We start from the raw sequence: 21,704 nt of genomic DNA, 5'->3' as shown, positions 1-21,704 counted from the left end.
ACCATCCTGGCGCTGGGCAAACTGAGTGATGGCACGCTGCTGGACGCCGACAGCGACGCGGGCTTCTACCTGCGCAACTACTGCTCGACGCCCAACGACACCAGCACAGTGGTGGCCGAGGGCAACACGGTGGGCTGGACGGTGCCGAGCAGCAGCAATCCCAACTCCCGCTGGGACTGGTCGGTCAATGCCGGGGTGGAACGCAACAACACCCGCGTCCAGGATCAGAAACGCGCCGTCGATCCGCAACTGCTGGCCCAGGCCATCACCGCCTGGGAAGGCCGCGCCCGAGCTGCGGGAATGGTCACTGGCCCACGCTGATTCTCCCCTCCTCACTCGGAAAAGCCCCTTCCAGAATGGAAGGGGCTTTCTCATGCTTCCCTCTGACTATAGGCCAGGCACTTCTGGCCACACGCCATTGCATTGAACGTACAAAGCAAAAGTGCCTCTGCCTTACGCAGAGGCCAGAAGCCGAGCACCAGTTTTGCAGGAGAGGCTCTAGCTGTTTGCCTTACCCCCATAGCTGAGCAACACGGCATCCGCGAAGGCCTGCGGGGTGTGTTCCTGCTGGAAACGAACCGTGTGGGGATCAAAGGCTACGGCGTCAAACTCCAGCACACAGCGGGCCAGTGCCACCGGGTCTTCCGGGAGGAACAGTTCACCCAGGCGATAAGTCTTTACCGTCTCGGCCAACACGCCCACTTCGGCGGCCAGCACCGGCAGACCCAGGGACGCCGCGATTAGCAACGGCCCACTCTGGCCGGCGAAATTACGTCGATACGGCAACAGGCAGGCATCGGACGCCAGAAAAAAGCCCTCGACTTCCTCATCGGGTACATGTTCCAGACGCAGGTGCAGCCGGTCGGTGATCCCCAGTCGGTCTCCCCTTTCCCGCAACGCGTCGGCATCAAAGGCACGTGTGGGGCCGACCACCAGCAGGTGGATATGGGGTGGCAGCAGCGCCAGGGCCTCCAGCGCCAGGTCACTCCCCTTATCGTGCCGGGTCCCGCCGAAGGCCAGCAGAACCATCGCTTCAGGGGCAATGTTCAGCTGCTGGCGCACAGCCTGCCTGACCTGTTGATGCTGTTCAGGCGCGACCTGCGGCAGCGCGGTAGGGTAGGGCACGGCGTCCAACAATCCGGTTCGAATGCCCCGCGTCAGCGCCGCGGAGTGCATCATGACACGCACGCCCAGCGCCCCGAGCGCCCGCAACAGCAGACGGTGGACGGGCTGACTGAACCGGCCGCCCTGAAACTCCTGCAGGAAGTAGGCCCAGTGCAGCGTGGCCCGCAAGGCGGGCGGTCGGTTCAGTCGCAGAATGAGCGCGGCCAGGAGCGGCAGAACAAAACTGTCGAGCCACAGCAGGTGCGCCGTCTCTGCCCCCACTTCCTCTGCCTTCCGCAGTGCGGCGCGCAGAAACCGCAGATTCACGCGGTCCCTCGCCAGTCGGCCCAGCCGGTAATATGCCGGACCGCTGTCTGGCCCGCTTCCGGGAAACAGCGACAGAATGTGTCCAGTAACCTGCGGCACCGTCCGGCAGACCTCCTCGACAAACGCGGCGGGGCCGATCAGGTGAACCCTGACGCCCCGGCTTATCAGTTCCTGCGCCAGCGTGGCGGCGTAACTGCCGTGGTGCCCGCCGGACAGTGGATCAATCAGTGCCACGGTCTTGATTTGCTGGGTCTGGCCCTGAAGCGCCACAGGACGCTCCTGATGTGTTTGGGTCTGACTCCCCCCACCCCGTGCGCGTCCAAGCAGGCGCTCCAGTCGAGCGCGGCCCTGGCGACGGACCTCGGTGGGCACGACCGAATTAGCAACAAACAGCCCCAGTTCGAAGGGCCGGGGCCGGGCGGCCAGCAACAGCGGTAGCAATGTGAGGGACGCCCGGCGGTCTCCGACATGCTGCGCGGCAGGCACGATATGCGAGTTGAGAAAACCCACGAAGGCCCGCCGAGTCATAATGCCCCGCGCCCACAGCCGGCGCGCCCAGCGCAGAGAGCCCCGCCAGTCCAGATTCGTGCTGACCGAGGGGCGCGGCTCCTCGTAGTACCAGATGGCCGAGATTTCCGGCACGAAGACCACATGCACGTCCGGGAGCCTGGCGGCGCGCAGCAGCCAGTCCCAGTCCTGATGTTTGGGCAACCCAGGGGTAAACGGCACGTCGAGCAGCAATTGCCGAGAGGTGAGAAGGAGAGTGCTGACCAGACCACAGGTCCGTTCCAGCGCGGTACGCCGGGCCAACATGTACTCACTCAGGGGTTCATGCGGGTCCGGCAGACGCGGGGGCTGGGCCGTGTCGCCGCGCGGGGTCCGCATGATCCAGTGGCAAGCCACGATGGGACGGCCCCCTGAGGCCTGAGCCAGCTGCCGTTGCGCTTCCAGCTTATGGGGCAGCCACTCGTCGTCGTCGTCGAGCAGCGCGATCCACTCCGCGCGCGCCGCCCGCACCCCAACGTTGCGGGCCTCTGCGCCGCCCACCGGATGGGGCAACGTGATAACGCGCAGCCGCGAGTCCTGAATGGTGGACAGGGCAGCCTCGGTGGCGGGATCGGGGCCATCCACCACCACGATGATCTCGATGTTTCGCAAGGTCTGGGCCAGGGCGGAGCTCAGCGCCCGCGACAGCAGCAGATCTGCCCGCCCACGGGTGGGCGTGACCACCGAAACAAAAGGCAGGGTGGCCAGCGAATTGGCCGCGCTGGCCGTTTCAAATGGCGACGTCATTCTGCGGCGACAGGCGTCCGTTCAGCACTTACGGGGGCTGCGGACCTAGATGCGCGGAAGCTTTCCACCGTGCGCATCAGACCAGTGTGCAAATCCACCCCTGGGGCCCAGCCCAGCAGCTCGCGGGCGCGGGAGATATCCGGTCTGCGCTGGCGGGGATCGTCGGCAGGCAACGGCTCATGAATGATCTCCAGTGTCGGGTCGATCAACTCACGAATGACCTGTGCGAACTGAAGAATGGTGTACTCGTCGGGGTTGCCCAGATTGACTGGCGCATGAACGTCTTCCGACTCCTTGATGCTCATCAAGGCCACAATGCCGTCCACCAGATCAGTCACGTACTGGAAGCTGCGGGTCTGCTGACCGTCGCCGTAGACGGTCAGCGGCTGGCCAGCCAGTGCCTGCACGATCAGGTTGGTGACAACCCGCCCGTCATCCGGGCGCATACGCGGCCCGTAGGTGTTGAAGATGCGGATGACACGGGTATCAACCCCATGATGACGGTGATACGCAAAAGTGATGGCCTCGGCGTAGCGCTTGGCCTCGTCGTAGCAGCTGCGAAGGCCGTTGGGATTAACGTGGCCCCAGTAGTCCTCGGTCTGTGGATGAACCTGCGGGTCACCATAGACCTCGGAGGTCGAGGCCAGCAGGAACGGTGCCCCATGCGCATGGGCCAGCTCCAGCGCGTGCTGTGTGCCCTGCGCACCGACCATCAGGGTTTCGATGGGAAACTGCTGATAATGCGGTGGGCTGGCCGGACTGGCGAAATGCAGCACGTAATCCAACTTTTGACCGTCGAACGTAGCGGCCTTGTACGGAATACCGTCGCTGACGTCGGCCTGAATGAATTTGAAGTTCGGGTGAACCTCAAACAGCGCGGTGTTGCTGGGCTGCCCGCTGATGTAGTTGTCGACGCCAATTACGATATGGCCGTCCGCGAGCAGGCGTTCGGTCAGGTGGCTACCGACAAACCCGGCGCTGCCGGTCAGGAGAATCCTCATCCCAGAACCGGAGCCGGGGTCTGACCGCGCCGCCCGATCTGCTCCAGGGTCCCGGTAGACAGCGCGCACCGCAGCGCATTGCGCGTATCGATCACCAGCGGCTGACGCATGGTCCGCACCGCCCCGTTCCATTCCATCTCGGTGTACTGCTTCCATTCGGTCATGAGAATCACGGCGTCCGCGCCGATCAGGGCATGCTCAGCGGATTCGGCCTCGGTGTAGTTTAGGTGACCCCACTCGCGCCGAGCGCGCGGCATGGCCACTGGATCATGCGCCACCACCGTCGCGCCCAGTTCGTTCAGACGGGCGATGGCGTCGTGGGCTGGGGCGTCGCGCAGATCGTCGGTGTTGGGTTTAAAAGCCATACCCAGCACCGCGACACGCTTGCCCTGCAGACGGTGCAGGTGCTTTTGCAGCTTGGCGATGACCAGCTGCCGCTGGCCCTGGTTGACTGCGACGGCGGCACGCAGAATTGGCATGTCGTAGCCGTACTCCTCGCCGGTGCTGATCAGCGCCGAGGTGTCCTTGCCAAAGCAGGATCCGCCCCAGCCCGCCCCTGCTGATAGAAACTGCCGCCCGATGCGCGCGTCGCTGCCGATCCCGCGCGCGACCTCCTCGATGTCGGCGTCTACCCGCTCACACAGCCCGGCGATCTCGTTGGCAAAGCTGATCTTGAGGGCTAAGAAAGCGTTGGCGGCGTACTTGATCATCTCGGCGCTGCTCAGGCTAGTGGCCACCACTTCCGGGCGGGTGTATCCCTCGGGCCGGGGGACGTGCGCCGGGGCCTGGAAATCCTGTTCAATCAACGGAGCATACAGTTCCAGTAGCCGCGCAACGCCTGCGCCGTCGTTACCGCCCAGCACCAGTCGGTCCGGATACAGGCTGTCAAACAGTGCTGTACCCTCGCGCAGGAACTCAGGGTTGCTCACCACGTTGTACTGGTGTTCCTTGTAATCCGGGGCGTACTCCTCGATGATCCGCGCCACCCAGTCGCCTGTTCCCACTGGCACTGTGCTCTTGTTGACCACCACCTGCATTTTGCCATTCAGGTGCCGCGCCACATCCTGCGCCGCCGCTGCCAGATACCGCAGGTCCGGTTGCCCGCTGGGCAAGGGCGGGGTGCCCACGCAGATAAAGATCACGTCCGCACCCGGGATGGCCGCTGCGTAATCGGTGGTCCACTGCAACCGGTCCCCGCACTCTGCCATCAGTTCGCCCAGTCCCGGTTCGTAGATCGGGAGTTCGCCGCGCCGGAGCATGTCTACCTTGCCCTGATCGATGTCCAGGCCCGTGACCTGGTGACCGAAATAGGCAAGCAAGGCGGCGGTGCCCAGGCCGACATAGCCTGTGCCCACGACGACGACTTTCATGGGAGCGTGCAGGGAAGGGGTGTGTGGCATGTTCAGTTCTCCTCGGAGGGTTGGGAGCAGGCGGCAATCAGAATAGGGCGCGAGAAGACAGGGGCAGGAATCGGCAGAGGAGCAGTTTGGCAGAGCAGATCCTGCATCTTGTCACTGTCGTCTTCATTGGTGCTCAGGATAAGGCCAGGACGGAAGGGCAATTCTTACTCCGTAAAGTTAACCAATCAAGCGCTAACAATAGGTAAATGACCCAGACGTCTCTTGCGATTGTAAAGCAGCATCAGGCACCTGGCAAAGCAGCGAATTTTTGTAAAAACGGCGATTTGATCGACTCCTGTGACCTTCTGGTGGTCCTTTCGGATTACAACAAATTACTCCACTCAAACTTCATGAAGAAATCATGTTGATAGACACATGTAATTCGCGAGGCCTGCACTGCATAAAACTGCCGACATAACAGGACGTGATCTGAGTCGAAAGAGGGGGGCACTGACGACACGTGTCATCAGCGCCCCCCTCTTGGAAATCTGGATCTAACGTTGCGGCACGGTGGAGGTGACGTTGCGGGCCTCGGCGGCCTCGCGGCGGTATAGGGCCGAGGCGTCTTCAGGCGCTTCTTCCTCACCAGCCACCAACGTGCGACGGCTGCCCAGTAGGACCGCGCCGCCGCCAGCAAATAACAGGGTGAGCAAGGAAGCCAGCGCAGCTGTCCGCAGGGGACGGGGGGTAACAGGTTTGGCAGGATCGACTGCTTCGGCAATCACGTCCAGTGTTCCCGCCACGCTCTGGCGGGAGGCACCGATCACGGCCAGATCGCGCGTGATGGAAGCCCGGGCCTGCCGGTTGACATCGTCGGTGCTGAGGCCGCCTGTCTGAGCGGTGCGGTCCAGCACATCAAGCTGGAGCTTCAGGGCCGCGCGGGCCTGTTCCGAACGACGCTGGGCACGCTGGATGTCCCACAATTGCAGCGCCGCGACGCTGGAATTGGCCAATACGCGGGCCAGCTCAGGGGTATTGGCGCGGGCGCTCAGGATATAAACGAAGCCGGTGTTGCTGTTGCTCGGGCTGTTCGGGTCAAGGGTCACTTTCAGCTTGCTGAAGTTGCCAGTGCTCAGTTCGGCCTGCAACTCACGCTGCACCTTGGCAATCGTCGCTGGTGCGATGTCGGAGGCCCGCAGCCGGTTGATCACCAGTTTGACTACAGCTGGGCTGTGCAGGGCCTGTTCCAGTCCGCCGCGCGGCAACGGCGAGGGTCGCAGTAGACTGTCGGCCAGGGCGTTGCTGCCACCGGTCTGCTCGGTGAACAGGGTGCTGGTGGCCTGGTAGACCTTGGGCTGCATGCCCGACAGCAGGTAAGCGCCCACCCCCGCCAGCACCGTGACCCCCAGGACCGGAATGGCGGCGCGGCGCAACAGACGGGTCACCTGCGGAAATTCAAGATCACGGTGGGCGACATCGGGACGGGGTGGGGGGCTTTGCATCATGTGTATTCCTTTTCGAGGGCGAAGTTTGTGTAGTTCAGGGGCCGTTAAAAGATGGGGACGGATTTGAGCAGACCGAAACGCAAAGTGGAGAGATTCAGGGGGTGGAGACCGGATTGGCCCGCCAGCCGTCGGCCTTCGTTCCCCCACCGCCAGGCAAGTTGCCACCAGTGAAGACGAAGCCGTTGCCCAGGGGAGCCGCGACGCCCGACACCCGCCGCTCGGGCAGGGAGGTCAGGAGGGTCCAGGAGTTGCTGCGCGGATCGTAGGCGGCGACCATGTCGGTGGGCTGATCGTGGGCGGTCTCGCCTCCCACCACCACGATGCGTCCGTTCAGCACGAAAGTGGAGTTGGTGGTATGGCTGAGTGCTTTGAGCATTGAGGCACGCGGCTCCCAGCGGTCCGTGGCCGGATCGTAGGCTTCGATAGTGTTCAGCGTCTTCAGCTGGGCATCGTGCCCAGTCTGGCCGCCGATGGCATATATCAGTCCGTCCAGCACTGCTGAGCCCAAGTGGTTGCGAGCCTCCAACAGGGGCGCGGCTGGAGTCCATGTTGCGCCGCCTGTGGTCAGGTCCAGCACGTAGTGGGTCTTAAGGTCAAGGTTCCGGGCAGCATTGGTTCCACCGAAATAGTGCAGCTTTCCCGCCAGATACTCCAGCTGCCCGGCAGCGCTGAGCACAGGCAGATCGGGCAACCGGGTGTAGGTGTCCTGCGCCACATTATACTTCCAGACCGCCCTCGTACCGAAAATCTGACCGGTCCAAGCAGCATTGGCGACATAACCGCCCGCGTAATAGATGTCCTTGCCATCGGTGGCCATGCCCGCGTGAGTTGCACCTCTCTCTGGCATGGGGCTCAGCGGCGTCCAGACATTGGTGGCTGGATCGTACCCTTGGGCACGGTCAGTGGGGGTGCAGCAGCTCTTTCGGCTGTCGAAGCCGCCGAACACGTACAGCTTGCCGCCCACCGCCCTGCCCTGCGCCTCCGCCACCGTGTTCGGCTGGGCTGCGATGCCTGTGTACTGGTAGGTATTGGTAGGCTTGGCAGGTGGCGGGTCCGGCGGCGTAGCATCGGTGACTTCGCAACTCAGTTTGGCGTTGGCCCAGTCGGCGTGATCGTACTCGATGCCGTCTCCGGCGTCCGTGACCACCAGCTTCAGCTCATTCACGCCAGCAACCGACACCGAGAACGGCTTCGCCGCACTCGTGCCCGTCAGCTTGCCGCTGTCGAACAGCTGCTTGCCGTCCCCAAACACCTGGAAGATGACGCTGCCCTTCGCGCCCACCTCCGCGTCGATGCCCACGGTGGCGCTGAATGTCGAGCAACTGTCATTCAGGGCGTAGGTCAGTTCACTGTTGGCGTGAACCCCGATCCCCTTGGTGAAGCTCTGGGTGCCGATCTTGAGGGCCTGACCGTCTCCAGCCTTCTCGTTGCCGTTGCTGCGGTCCAGCTCAATGGGACCCCAGACATTGCGGGCCGAGGTGTAACCCAGATCGGACAGGAAATTCTCGCCACTCTTGATCGGCTTGTTGCCCGACTGATCGGTGCCCGTCCAGGGATGCGTCACACCCCCCGCATACGGATTCGGCTCTGGATCTATGGGTTCGGGGGAGCCCGATGGCGAGCAGCCGATCAGTAGCCCCATCCCCAGCAGGATGACGCCCAGCTCCTTAAGTCCTGTTCTCTTCGCTGCTGCTGATCTCATCGCTTCTCTCCCCCTCCTGTTCCCGACGTTGCGAGCATAATCGGATCAACGCGCCTGAGCGTCCGCAACTGACCCAACAGATTCCGTTCGATCTCGGCAGCCCTCAGCGCAGGATCTCGATGCCTGCAATGGAAGGATAATCCACCGAGGCGCTCAGATTCAGGTTCAGCACTCCGCCGGTCACGTTCGGGGTCAGCGTCTTAACCAGCGCCGTGTTGCCGCCGCCCGCTTCCTTGACAATGTCCAGGTTAGACAGCACCTTCTGTCCCTCGACGGTGACGTCAAAGATGCGTTTGTCAGCTACAGTGTGCGCCAGATCTGCGAAATGCAGCTTGAGCGTGTGCGGGCCGTTTTCCAGTGGAATGTTGAAGCTGATCTGCCTCTCCGCCTGGGGGACACTCCCCACATTGCCCCGGTAACTGCGGTACAGCGCGTCAAAATCGGTCTTGAGGATGTCAAGGCTCGCGTTTGGACCGCTGTCCGGCTCGTTCTTGGCCGTGGTGGGCGTGAACAGCGCGTAGCCATTGCGATCTCGGTCCGAGACCCAAACGTTGCCCGCGGGATCGGTGGTGTTGACCCCATTGCCCGCCAGACCGACGTTGATCAGGATGGGCGCAGGCTTCAGGTTGCTGACCAGGTAAATGTTGTCGTTGTAGTCGTAATTGATGCCCGAGTAATCCATGATCAGCAGATAGGTGTCAGGCATGATCTGGCCGCTCTGGTCCTTTGCCTTGAAGAAACGGACATGCTGGCCGCAGGGATCAACGCAGCCGTTGTTGCGGTCCTTGGTCTGGTTGTTCAGCACCGGGTCACTGGACTCACTGTCCACCCTGAACCCGAAAGTCTGGGCCGATGGCGTGAAGGTGGCTGCCGCCAGCTCTTCCGAGCCGTCCTTACGCGGCAGGACCGACTGCGCGTCAACGCCTTTCTGGGCCAGAATGGTATTGCTATCGGTGATTCCCTTGGTAAACCAGCGCAACACCGCGCGGTCCCCCTGGGTGTGGTAGGCGGCCAGTTGCTGAACGGCCACAGGCTTGCTGGAATCGGCGCGCTGCCAGTACGGGGCAATTACCTCGTCACCCTGCGGGGTGACCTTGCCCTTCTGATTGATGCCGTTCGAGGCATTGTTGTTCTTGCTCGGCGCGAATGCAGTCTTGAAGCCGAAGGCCGTCTGAACAATGTCTTCCAGATACGGTTCCTGGTTGTTCTCGGACTCGCTCTGCCACAGCCCGGCAAGTTGGATGGTCTGGCCAGCCGCCGTCTGGGCATTGGTGACCACATTCACCGTGCCCGTATGAAACTTGCCGCCCTGTGCACTGAGACTCTGCGCGACGAACCGGAGCCGGACATCTAGAAAGCCTCCCGGAGCGATGGTCACCGGAAAGGTGGGTTTGGGATCTAGTTGCCAGGGACCCGTAATGGGCAGATCGGTGACCCTCAGAGGACTACTGCCGGTGTTCTTGACACGCACGGTGGCGCGGTCATGCACGCCGTTGGGGGGTGGGCTGGCCAGCGATCCGATACGGTTGAACACCATGCGGTCCGCGAAGGGACCACCGTCCCGGCTCTCCAGCGCCACCTGGCTCAGCTGACAGGTCAGTTTGGCGTTGGCCCAGTCGGCGTGATCGTACTCGATGCCGTCTCCGGCGTCCGTGACCACCAGCTTCAGCTCATTCACGCCAGCAACCGACACCGAGAACGGCTTCGCCGCACTCGTGCCCGTCAGCTTGCCGCTGTCGAACAGCTGCTTGCCGTCCCCAAACACCTGGAAGATGACGCTGCCCTTCGCGCCCACCTCCGCGTCGATGCCCACGGTGGCGCTGAATGTCGAGCAACTGTCATTCAGGGCGTAGGTCAGTTCACTGTTGGCGTGAACCCCGATCCCCTTGGTGAAGCTCTGGGTGCCGATCTTGAGGGCCTGACCGTCTCCAGCCTTCTCGTTGCCGTTGCTGCGGTCCAGCTCAATGGGACCCCAGACATTGCGGGCCGAGGTGTAACCCAGATCGGACAGGAAATTCTCGCCACTCTTGATCGGCTTGTTGCCCGACTGATCGGTGCCCGTCCAGGGATGCGTCACACCCCCCGCATACGGATTCGGCTCTGGATCTATGGGTTCGGAGTTGGGCGGATCGGACGGTCCGCAGCCGATCAGCAGTCCGGTCAGCAGCACCAGCGCCGTTCCCCTGATCCATCTGCCCTTCGTTTCTCTGGTTATGGTTTCCCTCTTCACGTTTCTCCCCCTCTCCTCTTCTGCGCTCCAGTTTGTCTGTTCACCATGCCCCGTGTCCCACAGACTGGATGTTTCTTTTTCACCGTTCAGCGCTTGACCCGCCCACTCGGAACGGTCAGCTTTGGCGCGGCCCATTCGGACTTAGAGTGCTGGGCAGGGCGTAAACGTTTCGTGTATTTGCCGAACGGACAAGTTTGGCTGCCCACTTGGTTCTCAGTCCTTCAAATGCAGTCCCAGTCCACATCAGCCCACCGCTTTACAGACTACAGACTCGGACATGAACAGCCCTTGGCCTTGACGGGGGTGATGGCCAGTTCCAGACAGCGCAGACGCTTTCAAGTAGATAGGCTCATGAAGTTGGCCATGCCCCACTTGTCATCAGGGCGAAGGAGTGAGCGAATCCACTACCCGGAAACGGGCTGGCATCGCCAGAAACTTCAGGACCGCCGTTGCCTTTCAAGATCTGCCACGCGCAGCGTCAACACCCGCAACAGCCAGATAGCGGGGCTGACGCGCTGGTGCTTGACACGGGCCCGCCCAAGAATTTTCTGCCCAGCCCTGCTGCGGCGGATGGTGCCCAGCGTCCGCCGCACCTGCGCCATTCGTCTGGAACGCACGCTCTCCTGTGCGCTCAGGCTGTCCAGTACAGCCTCAATGGCCTGCGGCTCGATCAGCTCGTCCAGCTGGCTGGAACCGCAGAGCAATTCTTCCCTGATCGCCTCGCGGTGCCGGATCAATTCAGAGTGCCAGTCAGTCACGTAGCCGGACGATCTCGCCAGGGGCACCCGGTAGATGTCGGAATCCAGCCGCTGCAGAGCCCCGTTCACCAACCGTTTGCCTGCCAGCATGGTGGGCGGCAGGCGGTGAATGAACTCCAGAATCGCCCCGTCAAGGTACGGCATGTGAACCGCCGCAGCGTGCCCCGTGAACCGTTCCCGCCACGGCAACAGGACATGGGTCACGCGCTGCTGTGAACGGAGCAGGTATTCCTGCTGTCGGGGATTCCCGTAGCGGGCGATCCCGTCCGACATCTGGTCGATTTCAGCAGTCCAGGCGGTCTCCAGCGCGCGGCAAGCCGTCGGGGCAAAAGCCGTCGCCAGTTTGCCCAGACTGGCAAAAGGAGAGATCTCCCACCGGGCAAATTGCTCGGCCATATCCGGCAAAGGCAGGTGATGGACGGCATGCACCACGTCGCCCACAAAGACGTCGCTCACGTTCTGGGCGGCCAGCGTCTGCCAGGCATCCACCTCATCGCAGAACTTGGTCATGCCATGCCCCCAGATGGCGTTACGGCGGAGCGTGGCGAGGAGATCGCCGCCATAGGCCTGCACATGCTCGTGTCGGGCGCCGTACTGCGCCGCCAATGCGTCGGCCACCGTGGCGTCTCCGTCTGCCCTTCGTGTGCCCTGGTAATAAGAGAAGGTTCGCACCTCTCGTCCCGTCGCCGCCAGCAGGCTCAGCAGCCCGCGCGAATCGTAGCCGCCACTCAGCGACAGGTGAACTGGTCCCCGCAACCGTTCTACCCGGCGACGCACCGCGCGCTGGAGCAGTTCAGCGCATTCCTCACGCAGTTCCGGCTCGGCGCGCGTATCCAGTCCCTCGGGGGGCAGGAGCTGCCAGTACGGCTGGCTGCGGATGCCCCCAGGCCGGATGTCGTGCAGATGGGCAGCCGTCAGACTCTGTACCCCTTGATAGAGAGATAGGTCATTCAGGACCGCGCCGCTGGTCAGCAGGCTGGCCAGGGCAGCAGGATGGTAGGGGCGCCGCACAAAGTCCGGATGATCCGGCAAGGTGGACAGGGTGACACGTTCGCCGTCGTGGGCAGCGTAGAGCTTGTGGCTGCCCATCCGGTCCGTGACTGCCAGCACAGTGCCAAGGGCCTCGTCCAGAATCAATAGCGAAAAAGAGCCGTCGAAGAAGCGGGGAAAGTTCGGTCCATGCTGGCGGTACAGACGCAGCAGATCAGCGAGATCGAGGTCATACAGCTGACCTTTGAGAACGGCGGTCAGCCCCTCCTGACGGTGGACGCTGGCGGGCGCAGCATCCAACGTGATGTGCCAGGGACCAGCGGTCAGCACTTCAGGGCCAGAGTGGGCAGCGCGAGCAGCGAGAACGGCGCTGAAGTTTTGTCGCAAGTGGAGTCTCCTGTACGAGGAAGAGCTTGGTGGCAACAGCAGCCGCAGACAACAGAGCTGAGATGCTGCGCGAATTGTGCCGACTGTAACGAGCAGGGCGTGGCCAGACCGATTCCCGGCGAACGGTCACGGCGACACGGTACCGCAGTCGCCTTTGCCCAACTTGAGTTGCTGGCCTGAGAAAGTTCACGCTTGTGGACAGAGTGAGCAGCGTCGTGCGCCCTGGCAGGTTTACTTTCGGGTAACGCACGCAGGATTATGGTCGGCGCAGATGATGGTCCCTTGCAGCCCTGCCCGATCGCGCCACGGGCGCACAAGATGAAGGTTCTTCACCTGAGCACCAGCGATGGCGGCGGCGGCGCTGCGCGCGGGGCCTTCTGGCTGCACCGCGCGCTGGACGCCGACCTTGACTCGGCCATGCTGGTGCAGCGCAAGGTCAGTGACGATCCAAAGGTCACAGAATACCGCCCCGCGATGGCCTCAGCCCTGGCGCGGCGGGCCGAACGTATGGTACGGGAACGCCTGCGCCCGGCGCAGTATTTCTCGCCCGCTGTCCTGAATCTCCCCATTCACCGGCAGATCAACGCCCTGCGGCCCGATGTGGTCAATCTGCACTGGGTGGGGGACGGCTTCCTGAGCCCTGAGAGCCTCGCGGGCGTCCGCGCGCCGGTGGTCTGGACCTTGCGCGACCAGTGGCCCATGACCGGGGGCTGCCACTACACGCAGGAGTGCACGCGCTTTGAAGGAGAATGCGGCCACTGCCCGGCCCTACGATCAAGGCGCCCGGATGATTACTCCCGCCTGTTACACCGCCGTAAATCGCAGGCCTGGAACCGCCTCCCGATGACCCTGGTGGCGCTCAGCCACTGGCTGGCCGATCAGGCGCGGCGCAGTTCGCTGTTCGCCGGACGCCGAACGGTGGTGATTCCCAACGCTCTGGATACGGCAGTGTTCAGGCCTCTGGGCCGTGAAGCGGCCCGCGCGGTACCCGGCCCGCTGGCCGCCCTGGGCCTGACGGCAGACCAGCGGGTCATCCTGTTCGGGGCCATGTATCCGCTGACCGAGACCCGCAAGGGCTTCGCGCATCTGCGCCGCGCCGCCGAAATCCTGGCCCTGCGGCCCGACGCCCACGAGTTGACGCTGGTGGTCTTCGGCTCCCTGCAAGGGCGAACTCCACCGCCCATGCCCCTGAAGACCCATTTCATCGGTTCGCTGGACGATGACCAGGCGCTAGCCTCGCTGTACGCAGGCGCGGACCTGACCGTGATGCCCTCGCTGGAAGAGGCTTTCGGCAAGGTGGCCATGGAATCGATGGCCTGCGGCACGCCGGTGGTCTGCTTTGATGACAGTGGGCCGGCCGATATCGTGGACCACCGCCTTAACGGCTATCTGGCCCGGTATGACGACGTGGCCGATCTGGCCGCTGGCATCGCCTTTTTGCTCGATCATCCCCAACCCCGCGCCCTAGCGCAGGCCTCGCTGGACAAAGTGATGGCCCAGTACACCTTCAGCCGACAGGCCCAGATGTATTCGGACCTGTACGCTCAGGTGCTGGAGGAAGCCCGGTGGGTGGGTGGGGCTGCCGCACCTTCTCGGTCCATCCCGAGAACCCAGGAAAACCCGTGACCAATCTCAAGAGTCGAACCGTTACTGCCGTGAAGTGGAGCTACCTGTCCATGGCCATTGGTACGGTCCTGGGCCTCGTATTTACGGCCATCCTGTCGCGCTTGCTGACCCCATCGGAATTTGGGGTGGTGGCCATCGCCCTGGTCTTGCAGCGTTTCGGGCAGTTTATCGGCGACCTGGGGGTGGGTCAGGCGCTGGTTCAGAAACCGGAATTGAGCGACGAGGATGTGCAGGCCGCCTTCACTTCCTCCATGGGTCTGGGGCTGCTGGCCACAGTGGCGGCTTGGCTGCTGGCCCCGCTGGCCGGCAGATATTTCAACATGCCCGATCTGGTGGCCGTCTTTCGAGGCTACGCCGCCGCCTATCTGCTGACCGCCATGGTGATCATCTCGCAAAGCCTGCTGCGCCGCCAGCTGAAATTCCGCCCCCTGGTGATCGGCGAACTGGTGTCACTGGTTGTTGGCCACGGCCTGTTCGGGCTGGGAGCCGCGGCCCTGGGCTTCGGAGCCTTTAGCCTGGCGATCAGCCAGATTGCGCAGGCCCTGATTCAGATGCTCATTTTGTATGCCTACACCCGCCACAGCCTGCGCCTGACCCTCCGGCCCGACTCCTACCGGACACTGTACGCTTTTGCGACCCGCGTCAGCCTGATCAATTTTCTGGAGTTCATCAGTAGCAACCTGGACAGCCTGATTCTGGCCCGTCTGTATCCCAGTGCGGCGCTGGGCCTGTATAGCCGGAGCTATAAAGCCGTCGGTACCCCCGCCATGAGCTTCGCCAAAAGCCTGACACGGGTGCTTGCTCCCTCATTCAGCGCCGTCCAGAGCGAACCCGAGCGGCTGCGCCGGGCGCACCACTCCGCCCTGCTGGCCCTGCTGATCGTCACTTCCTGTGTTGCGGGCGGCATCTTTGTGGCCGCCCCAGAAGTCGTGGCCGTGCTGATGGGATCACAGTTCGTGGGCGCCGTGATCCTGGTCAAGATCTTTGCTGTGGCCGTGCCCTTCATGACCAGCAGCAATCTGGCGGGAGTGATGGCCGAGGCCACCGCCAACCTGAGTGTCAAGCTCAGAATTCAGGCTATGTACACCGTGGGCCTGGCACTGGCCTTCTGGACGGTTTTCAGCCTGGGCGGCAGCGTGGCGGCCATCGCGGGCGTCCTGCTGGGCGGCACGATTTTGCGAAACCTGGGTCTTGAACTGCTGACCCGCTCCATCGTGGGCAGCGGGCGCGAAATTCTCCAGTCTTACGGGGTGGGCCTGCTGAGTGGCCTGGGCACTGCCGCAGCGTTCTACGTTGTGGTGGTCCCCCTGCGGAGCCTGGGCACGCCCCTGCCCGCACTCTTCCTGACTGAACTGCTTGTGGGCGCAGTCGCCCTTATGGTCGCCATCCACCTGGGACCGCCCAACGAGCTCAAGTCCATGGCCCTGCGCGCGGTGCCCGCGCTGAGCAGTCGCTTCCGCCGCGTGACCGGGCAGCGCGGGCAATAATCCCAGCGAACAAAGCGCTCAGCGGCTCTCCACCCTGGCCTCCCCGCGCGTTGCGTCCGCCAGGGCCGCCGCGAACGCTTGCACCTCCTCCGGGTACACGCCCAGCGTCATCTCCACGCCTGACACGGTGTACTCCTCCTCGCCGCGCGCCACGTCGAAAGTCTCCAGCAGGTGGTACAGAGCACTAAGGTGTGGGAAGGGGGCCTGCACCCGCAGCGGCTGGCGCGGACGGATCTCCAGCCGGGGCGCAGTTCGCAGGCACTCCGCCGCCGTCCCGCCGTAGGCGCGCACCAGTCCCCCAGTACCCAGCTTGACGCCGCCGTAGTAGCGCACCACCACGGTCACCACATGGTCCAGCTCCTGCCCGCCGATGGCGCGCAGCATCGGTGCGCCCGCCGTGCCACCCGGTTCGCCGTCGTCGTTGAAGCGGTATTCGGGGCCGATCTGGTAGGCCCAGCAGTGGTGGGTGGCATCCGGGTAGCGGGCCCGGACCGTCTCCAGATAGGCCAGCGCCTCCTGTGGGGTGTCGGCCCGCGCGGCAAAGGCAAGGAACTCGCTGTTCTCCACCACGGCGCTGTGGCGGTGTTCGCCGGCCAGGGTGGTAAAAGGGGCAGGCAACTCAGGTAAGGGCTGATCAGACATTCACTGTCCTTACAGCAGCCCGCGGTCTACCAGATGGCGGCGCGCGTGCCACAGCGTCAGACCGCTGGGACCGTCCTGAATCTCCCCGGCCTCCAACATGCGGTACGCCTCCGGGAGGGGCAGCACCACACGCTCGATGGTCTCGGTATCCTCATGCTGGGTGTCTCCCAGAGTCACGTTCAGGGCCAGCGCAGCGTAGAAGACCACCCCGCTGATGCTGGGCTGCGGGTAAAAACCGGGCAGCGGCACCCAGTCCTGGCTGACCCCGCCCACCTCCTCCAGCAGTTCGCGCGCCGCAGCGTCCAGCAGAGCCTCGCCGCGCTCCACACCGCCCGCGACGACTTCAGTCACGGTGGCGCGCAGCGGATAGCGGTACTGACGGATCAGGACTGCCTCGCCCGCCGCCGTGACCGGCAGGATGAACACGGCGCGGGGACCGCGCGGACGGTACTGATATAAGGTCTCCACGCCCGGCTTCACCCGCACGCGGTCTTCGAGCACCACGCGGTAACCGTCCACCAGCTGTCGGCTGTCCAGGGTGTCCCAGGGCTGGGTGGCATCTTCGGTCAACGTAGCCCAGTTGGGGTGGACCGGCGAGGTGGAATCGCTCATCGGATCAGGCTAGCGCAGGCTTCGCGCTGACGGACCTTCGGGGGCCAGCAGGCCATCAGCCTTCAATGTGACGCGCAGATCCCCGCCCGTCACGGCGGTCAGCAGCAGGGCGTCCGGACTGACCTCCAGATCGGTTACGGCCAGTCGCGTGACCGTGCCCCCCACCTCAATTCCCTCCAACGGCGAGAAGGGAAGGCGGGCCTGCGCCTGGGCCCGCAATTCCGAGAGGCGGGGGCCCAGGTCCACGCGGGCCAGCCGCGCCAGATACGCGGTTACACGGGCGTCGGCCAGCAGGCCGATCAGGCGTCCGCTCAGCCCTTCCCTGTGGGTGGTCACTGCGATGTCCTCCAGAGCCAGGACCTGCCCGGCCGGATCCAGGGTGGGTATTCCGGACAGATCGAAGGTGGCCCTCAGCCCCAGCAGCCCACTGCTCTGCACGGCCACAGTGGCCTTCAGGCGCGCTCCAGCAGCACTGAACTGCAGATCAGCCACGCGCAGGCTGGGGGCTGTCGGCAGCGGCAGCGTGAACAGTTGCTCCGCCGCCCAGGCCGTTCCCAGTCGCGACAGCTCCGAATACGGCAGGCGAAGGGGCAGGGTCAGCAGAGCGGCGGGCTGTGGATCAGGGGTCATTTGCCTTCAGGGATAGCGCATGCCGGGTCCCCTGTGCTCACGCTAGACTCTGCGCCATGCGAAGCGCGTATCTCACGGCGGCCCGGTCTCTGCAACTAGGGCGCGAGTGGGCCGTGGCAGGCGATCAGTCGCAAGCGCTGGAGGCGTACCAGGAGGCCCTGAGCCTGCTGCGGACCCTGCCGCCCAAGCGCACCCGCGACGTGCTGCTGGCGCACACCCATCTGGCCTTCTACCAGACCCTGGCCCTGGTGGGCAGCCCCGGCGGCCAGAACCACCTGCACCTGGGGGTCAGTTACGCCCGCAGCACCCGCGATCCCCTGGCCCGCGCCATCGCTGAAGAATGCCTGAGCGGTTTGGACGTGGTGATGTGAGCGGCATGGCCTCAGGGCATCGGCTCTTCCGGTCTCGAGGACGTCGGACATAAAAAAAGCCCTCTCCGGCGGGGAGAGGGGCTGAGATCCTGGGTTTTACTGCCCCGGCAGTTGCAACTGTGCCTGCGTTTGCTGGCCCTTGGCGTGCGTGCACTGCATGGGCAGCTGTCCCAGAGCGCGGGTCCTGCTGCCGTTGTGGATGGCGATGGTGGCGGGCGCGGTCAGACTCCAGCCGCCCCCCTCGAGGTTCTCGGTGGCCCGGATGATCTGGGCGGGCTCGGCTTCCAGCTCAGCGCGCAGCTCGTCGTCCTTGCCCAGGGGAGCGCTCTGTTCCACCAGCGTTTTCAGCGGAATGGACTGGCCCTGTGCGCCCACGGTCAGCTTGTCGCTGTCTTCCAGCAGTTCGCGGCACTGCTCGATGAACCGGTACTTGCTCACGCCGTTGGCGTCACGGTCACTGTAGATCGGGTTGCTGCGCACGGCCACGGCGGTCACGAAACCCAGCAGGGCCACGGTCAGCACGATGGCCACCCACAGCAGCGCGCGGCCTGCGCCGCCATGGCGTTTGTTGGAGGTCAGTTCGCTCATATCGCTCCGTAGCATAGCGCCCGTAGGAGCAGCAGACGGTGGGCGTCGGCCAGATTCGAGACAGTAGGATTCATGAACTTGGCAGCCAGTCCGCACGCTCGGCCCACAAGCCCGACTGGTCTGCGCGCGCCAGCGCCTCCCCTACCGTTTCACCCGTTAGGGGGTGGGCCATCACCGACTGCAGGTCCGCCAGCGGCGCGAGAACGAAGGCCCGCTCCCAGGCTCGCGGATGCGGCAGTGTGAGTGACGGTCCAACCTCCACCCGGTTGCCGTACACGATCAGATCGAGGTCCAGCACCCGCGCCTCCCAGCGCTCCCGGCGCTCCCGGCCTGCGCGGGCCTCGATGTCGTGCAGGGCGCTCAGCAGCTCCAGCGGTGGGAGGTCCGTTCGCAACCACAGCGCTGCGTTCAGATAGTCCGGCTGTCTGGGGGGGCCACCGACAGGAGTGGTGCGGTAAAGCTGCGACACACCATGTAATTCACCCAAGCGCGCAACCTGGCTCGCCGCCCAACGCAGGGTTTCCAGGGGCTGGCCCAGGTTTGCGCCCAGGGCGATGTAGGCGTCCTCCGCACCGTGCAAAGCGCTCAAGGCGCAGGCTGCTCCAGCGTCAGCTCGGCATACACGTCGCGGAAGACGCCGGGCAACGGAGCAAAAGGTTTGTGGACGCGCACCGTGACGCGCAGCAGGCGGGGGTGATCTTGCAGGATGCGGCGGGCAATACGGTCTGTTAGCACCTCAATCAGCTGGTGGCGCTGGCCCGTGACCTCCTCCTGAATGGCGCTATAGACGGCGGCGTAATTGACGGCGGCGCTCAACTCGTCGGGCAGACCCGCAAAGTCATAGTGCAACTCGGCGTCCACCACGAAACGCGCACCCAAGACGCCTTCGGTATCGTAAACGCCGTGCCGGGCATGAAATTCCAGCCCTTCAAGCACCACCCGGCTCATGCTCCACTTTCCTTCAACGCTGCCAGCCTCATTCGGGCGAGTCTAGCGCCGTCTGGACCCGCAGCGCCTGTACATGCGCCGCCGCCGCGTGCGCCCGCACCAGCGCCGCGCCGCAGCGGGCCGCGTGTAAGTGCAGCGCCAACGTGCCGGGATCGCGGTCTGCCGCCCGCGGCACATCCGCCAGATAGTCGATCAGGCGTTTGCGACTGACCCCCACCAGCACCCCGTCCGGCCCAGCCGTCAGCTGGGAGAGCGCCCGCAGCAAAGCCAGATTGTGCGCCCGCGCCTTACCGAAGCCGATCCCAGGATCGAGCAACACGTCCGGTACGCCCGCTGACCGCGCCACCGCCGCCTGTTCGCGCAGGAAGGTGAAGACCTCGGCCACCACGTCGTCGTACTGGGGGTTGGCCTGCATGGTCCGCGGCTCGCCCTGCATGTGCATCAGGCAGGCAGGCGCTCCCGCCTCAGCGCAGACCTGCTGCATCTCTGGATCGCGCAGACCTCCCACGTCATTGACCACGTGCGCCCCCGCCCGCAGCGCCGCCTGCGCCACCTCGGGCTTGAGCGTATCCACGCTCAGCAACACATTCTCACCCGCCAGCCCCCGGATGACGGGGAGGACCCGGTCCAGCTCGACATCGGCAGGCACAGGGTCCGCGCCGGGACGGGTGCTCTCGCCGCCAATATCTACCATCAGCACGCCAGCGTCCCGCATTGCACGGGCCGAGGCCAGGGCGGCCTGCACGCCGAGATGCTGCCCTCCATCGCTGAAACTATCCGGCGTGACGTTCAGGATGCCCATCACTGCCGTTCCGGTCCAGGACACCCGCCAGCCGTCCCCGTAGCGCTCAGCACTCGGCACCTGGAAACCGAAGGTCAAACCATGTGCAGAGTTCAGACATCTTCCTTCGCGGACTTGACGGCCAGGGCGAAACTGACCATCGCGCGGTTTCGTTCCGGAAAGACGTCCACATAGGCGGGCATCTTGCGCCCGGACCGGAAGGGAATGTAGCTGTCCTGGCCAATAGGAATACGAGTGTCCAGCGCCACCGCCACCGGATGATCATCCGGAATGGGTGTGCCGGGACGCAGGCTGTATTTGACTCCCGGCGCACCGCTGCTGGCACGGACGGTCAGGGCCTTGCCGGTGGGGTGTTCATCGTCACGGTCCCCGGCCTCGGGGTCGACGCGGGCCACGGCACACACGGCGTAGATCACTGGGGCCTCCGTGCGCTCGGCCAGGGTGTACAGGGCGCTGGTGGCACTCACATCCGCGCGGCGGCTCAACTCGGCCAGGGCGCGTCCGCTGGGGCCGAAGCGGGCCAGCAGCTCAGCTGTCAACTCCTCGGGCATCAGGATGGCCGCCGCCGCGACGTTGCACAACGTCTCAATCACCTCTTCCAGCCGGTCACCCTCGAAGTTATCGTGCAGATCACTTAGCAGATCATCATCACCCAGCAGCAGTGCATGACCGATCTCATGGGCCAGCGTGAAGCGCTGCCGCTCAGGACGCACCCGACTGTTAATCAAAATGACCCGGTGTTCGGGATCGAACGCGCCGTCACGGTCCCCCATCGCCATGAACGTCAGGGTCACGCCGTCCAGTCCGGCCATCAGACTGTGGGTGTCCAGTCCCGGCAACCCGCGAGCGTAATCGGCGGCCAGTTGCCGCATCCGCGCTTTGGCAGGAGTCAGCACAGGGAGAGGGCCGGCCCCGCTGGGACTGAGTTCGGAAACGGGAGTATCCGTCACGCGCCCAGCTTACTTCAGCTCCCGGCCTGAAGAGACTTGACCAGTTCCACGTACTCACGCTGAGCCTCTTCTGGCGACTTGCCACGCAGGGCATTCCACGCGTCATACTTGGCCGCGCCTACGAAATCGAAGCCACCCGGGCGATTGGATCCAGCATCACCCGCGCTGCCCTGTTTGTAAAGCGCGTAAAGCTTGAGCATCACGTCGTTCCCAGGCTTCCTGGGAAGGGCTTGCACGTCCTGCTGCGCCTGGGCGAAAACAGTCTGAGGATCAGAGGTCATGTCCAGAGTTTACCCGCTCGTCGGTATCGGACGTCCAACAACCCAAAGAAGCGCCCCCAACAAAAGTTGGGGGCGCTAGGGCAGATGATGAAAAGCCTCTTGCGAGGGAAGAACAAGCAGTGCGGAGCGA

20 protein-coding genes are annotated in these 21,704 nt (G+C 64.2%); 4 read left to right on the top strand and 16 right to left on the bottom strand.

Annotation, left to right across the window (positions count from 1 at the left end; all coding sequences use genetic code 11):
- Positions 1 to 321, top strand: a 321-nt coding sequence (locus tag HNQ08_RS25960) for a hypothetical protein (protein WP_184138149.1), incomplete at its 5' end; no start/stop codon positions are given.
- Positions 322 to 498: 177 nt separating this feature from the next.
- On the opposite strand, the gene HNQ08_RS25955 is transcribed toward HNQ08_RS25960, so the two are convergent.
- The 7 genes from HNQ08_RS25955 to HNQ08_RS25925 all read right to left on the bottom strand — a co-directional run bounded on the left by HNQ08_RS25955 (position 499) and on the right by HNQ08_RS25925 (position 12,637).
- Entirely contained in the window at positions 499 to 2,724 is a 2,226-nt protein-coding gene (locus tag HNQ08_RS25955; protein ID WP_184138147.1) for a glycosyltransferase, read from the bottom strand.
- Positions 2,721 to 3,725, bottom strand: a complete 1,005-nt coding sequence (locus HNQ08_RS25950; protein WP_184138145.1) for a UDP-glucuronic acid decarboxylase family protein — start codon at positions 3,723 to 3,725, stop codon at positions 2,721 to 2,723. The genes HNQ08_RS25955 and HNQ08_RS25950 overlap by 4 nt, the downstream gene beginning before the upstream one ends.
- The gene (locus tag HNQ08_RS25945; protein WP_229790309.1) at positions 3,722 to 5,125 is read right to left on the bottom strand and encodes a UDP-glucose dehydrogenase family protein; all 1,404 of its coding nucleotides are present in this window, start codon (positions 5,123 to 5,125) and stop codon (positions 3,722 to 3,724) included. Before HNQ08_RS25945 ends, HNQ08_RS25950 begins: the two co-directional genes overlap by 4 nt.
- A gap of 494 nt (positions 5,126 to 5,619) precedes the next feature.
- Complete coding sequence (locus tag HNQ08_RS25940) at positions 5,620 to 6,570, bottom strand: GumC domain-containing protein (RefSeq protein WP_184138143.1); 951 nt, start codon at positions 6,568 to 6,570, stop codon at positions 5,620 to 5,622.
- Between the two features lie 94 nt (positions 6,571 to 6,664).
- The gene (locus HNQ08_RS25935; RefSeq protein ID WP_342355725.1) at positions 6,665 to 8,134 is read right to left on the bottom strand and encodes an NPCBM/NEW2 domain-containing protein; all 1,470 of its coding nucleotides are present in this window, start codon (positions 8,132 to 8,134) and stop codon (positions 6,665 to 6,667) included.
- Positions 8,135 to 8,375: 241 nt separating this feature from the next.
- Positions 8,376 to 10,502: an NPCBM/NEW2 domain-containing protein gene (locus HNQ08_RS25930; protein WP_342355724.1), complete on the bottom strand. Its 2,127-nt coding sequence runs from the start codon at positions 10,500 to 10,502 to the stop codon at positions 8,376 to 8,378.
- 437 nt (positions 10,503 to 10,939) lie between these two features.
- Positions 10,940 to 12,637, bottom strand: coding sequence for an asparagine synthase-related protein (locus HNQ08_RS25925; protein WP_184138137.1), 1,698 nt, complete (start codon positions 12,635 to 12,637; stop codon positions 10,940 to 10,942).
- Between the two features lie 318 nt (positions 12,638 to 12,955).
- On the opposite strand from HNQ08_RS25925, the gene HNQ08_RS27760 reads away from it, so the two are divergent.
- Entirely contained in the window at positions 12,956 to 14,263 is a 1,308-nt protein-coding gene (locus tag HNQ08_RS27760; RefSeq protein ID WP_184138135.1) for a glycosyltransferase, read from the top strand.
- Positions 14,260 to 15,750, top strand: coding sequence for a lipopolysaccharide biosynthesis protein (locus HNQ08_RS25915; RefSeq protein WP_184138133.1), 1,491 nt, complete (start codon positions 14,260 to 14,262; stop codon positions 15,748 to 15,750). Before HNQ08_RS27760 ends, HNQ08_RS25915 begins: the two co-directional genes overlap by 4 nt.
- Positions 15,751 to 15,768: 18 nt before the next feature.
- Here HNQ08_RS25915 and HNQ08_RS25910 read toward each other — a convergent pair whose 3' ends face one another.
- From HNQ08_RS25910 to HNQ08_RS25900, 3 genes are read right to left on the bottom strand one after another with little or no spacing between them, the layout of a single operon-like run.
- Positions 15,769 to 16,392, bottom strand: coding sequence for an IMPACT family protein (locus tag HNQ08_RS25910; RefSeq protein ID WP_184138131.1), 624 nt, complete (start codon positions 16,390 to 16,392; stop codon positions 15,769 to 15,771).
- A gap of 9 nt (positions 16,393 to 16,401) precedes the next feature.
- Positions 16,402 to 17,004, bottom strand: a complete 603-nt coding sequence (locus tag HNQ08_RS25905) for an NUDIX domain-containing protein (RefSeq protein WP_184138129.1) — start codon at positions 17,002 to 17,004, stop codon at positions 16,402 to 16,404.
- A 9-nt stretch (positions 17,005 to 17,013) separates the two neighbouring features.
- A complete protein-coding gene (locus tag HNQ08_RS25900) occupies positions 17,014 to 17,634 on the bottom strand; it encodes a DUF4403 family protein (RefSeq protein ID WP_184138127.1) in 621 nt (206 codons plus the stop codon).
- Between the two features lie 56 nt (positions 17,635 to 17,690).
- Between HNQ08_RS25900 and HNQ08_RS25895 the strand changes: the two genes are divergently transcribed.
- Positions 17,691 to 18,005: a hypothetical protein gene (locus tag HNQ08_RS25895; RefSeq protein WP_184138125.1), complete on the top strand. Its 315-nt coding sequence runs from the start codon at positions 17,691 to 17,693 to the stop codon at positions 18,003 to 18,005.
- Between the two features lie 96 nt (positions 18,006 to 18,101).
- Here HNQ08_RS25895 and HNQ08_RS25890 read toward each other — a convergent pair whose 3' ends face one another.
- From HNQ08_RS25890 to HNQ08_RS25865, 6 genes are all read right to left on the bottom strand, one after another.
- A complete protein-coding gene (locus tag HNQ08_RS25890) occupies positions 18,102 to 18,593 on the bottom strand; it encodes a hypothetical protein (RefSeq protein WP_229790305.1) in 492 nt (163 codons plus the stop codon).
- A 70-nt stretch (positions 18,594 to 18,663) separates the two neighbouring features.
- Positions 18,664 to 19,173, bottom strand: a complete 510-nt coding sequence (folK, locus tag HNQ08_RS25885) for a 2-amino-4-hydroxy-6-hydroxymethyldihydropteridine diphosphokinase (RefSeq protein WP_184138155.1) — start codon at positions 19,171 to 19,173, stop codon at positions 18,664 to 18,666.
- Positions 19,174 to 19,178: 5 nt separating this feature from the next.
- Positions 19,179 to 19,541, bottom strand: coding sequence for a dihydroneopterin aldolase (gene folB, locus HNQ08_RS25880; RefSeq protein WP_184138121.1), 363 nt, complete (start codon positions 19,539 to 19,541; stop codon positions 19,179 to 19,181).
- Positions 19,542 to 19,569: 28 nt separating this feature from the next.
- The gene (gene folP, locus HNQ08_RS25875; RefSeq protein ID WP_425321377.1) at positions 19,570 to 20,421 is read right to left on the bottom strand and encodes a dihydropteroate synthase; all 852 of its coding nucleotides are present in this window, start codon (positions 20,419 to 20,421) and stop codon (positions 19,570 to 19,572) included.
- 14 nt (positions 20,422 to 20,435) lie between these two features.
- The gene (locus tag HNQ08_RS25870) at positions 20,436 to 21,215 is read right to left on the bottom strand and encodes an ImmA/IrrE family metallo-endopeptidase (RefSeq protein ID WP_184138151.1); all 780 of its coding nucleotides are present in this window, start codon (positions 21,213 to 21,215) and stop codon (positions 20,436 to 20,438) included.
- A 92-nt stretch (positions 21,216 to 21,307) separates the two neighbouring features.
- Entirely contained in the window at positions 21,308 to 21,574 is a 267-nt protein-coding gene (locus HNQ08_RS25865) for an acyl-CoA-binding protein (RefSeq protein ID WP_184138119.1), read from the bottom strand.
- Between the last annotated feature and the right edge of the window lie 130 nt (positions 21,575 to 21,704).

This window comes from Deinococcus humi (genome assembly GCF_014201875.1).
GTDB classification, from domain to species: domain Bacteria; phylum Deinococcota; class Deinococci; order Deinococcales; family Deinococcaceae; genus Deinococcus; species Deinococcus humi.
This window is presented reverse-complemented; position numbering and strand designations above follow the sequence as displayed.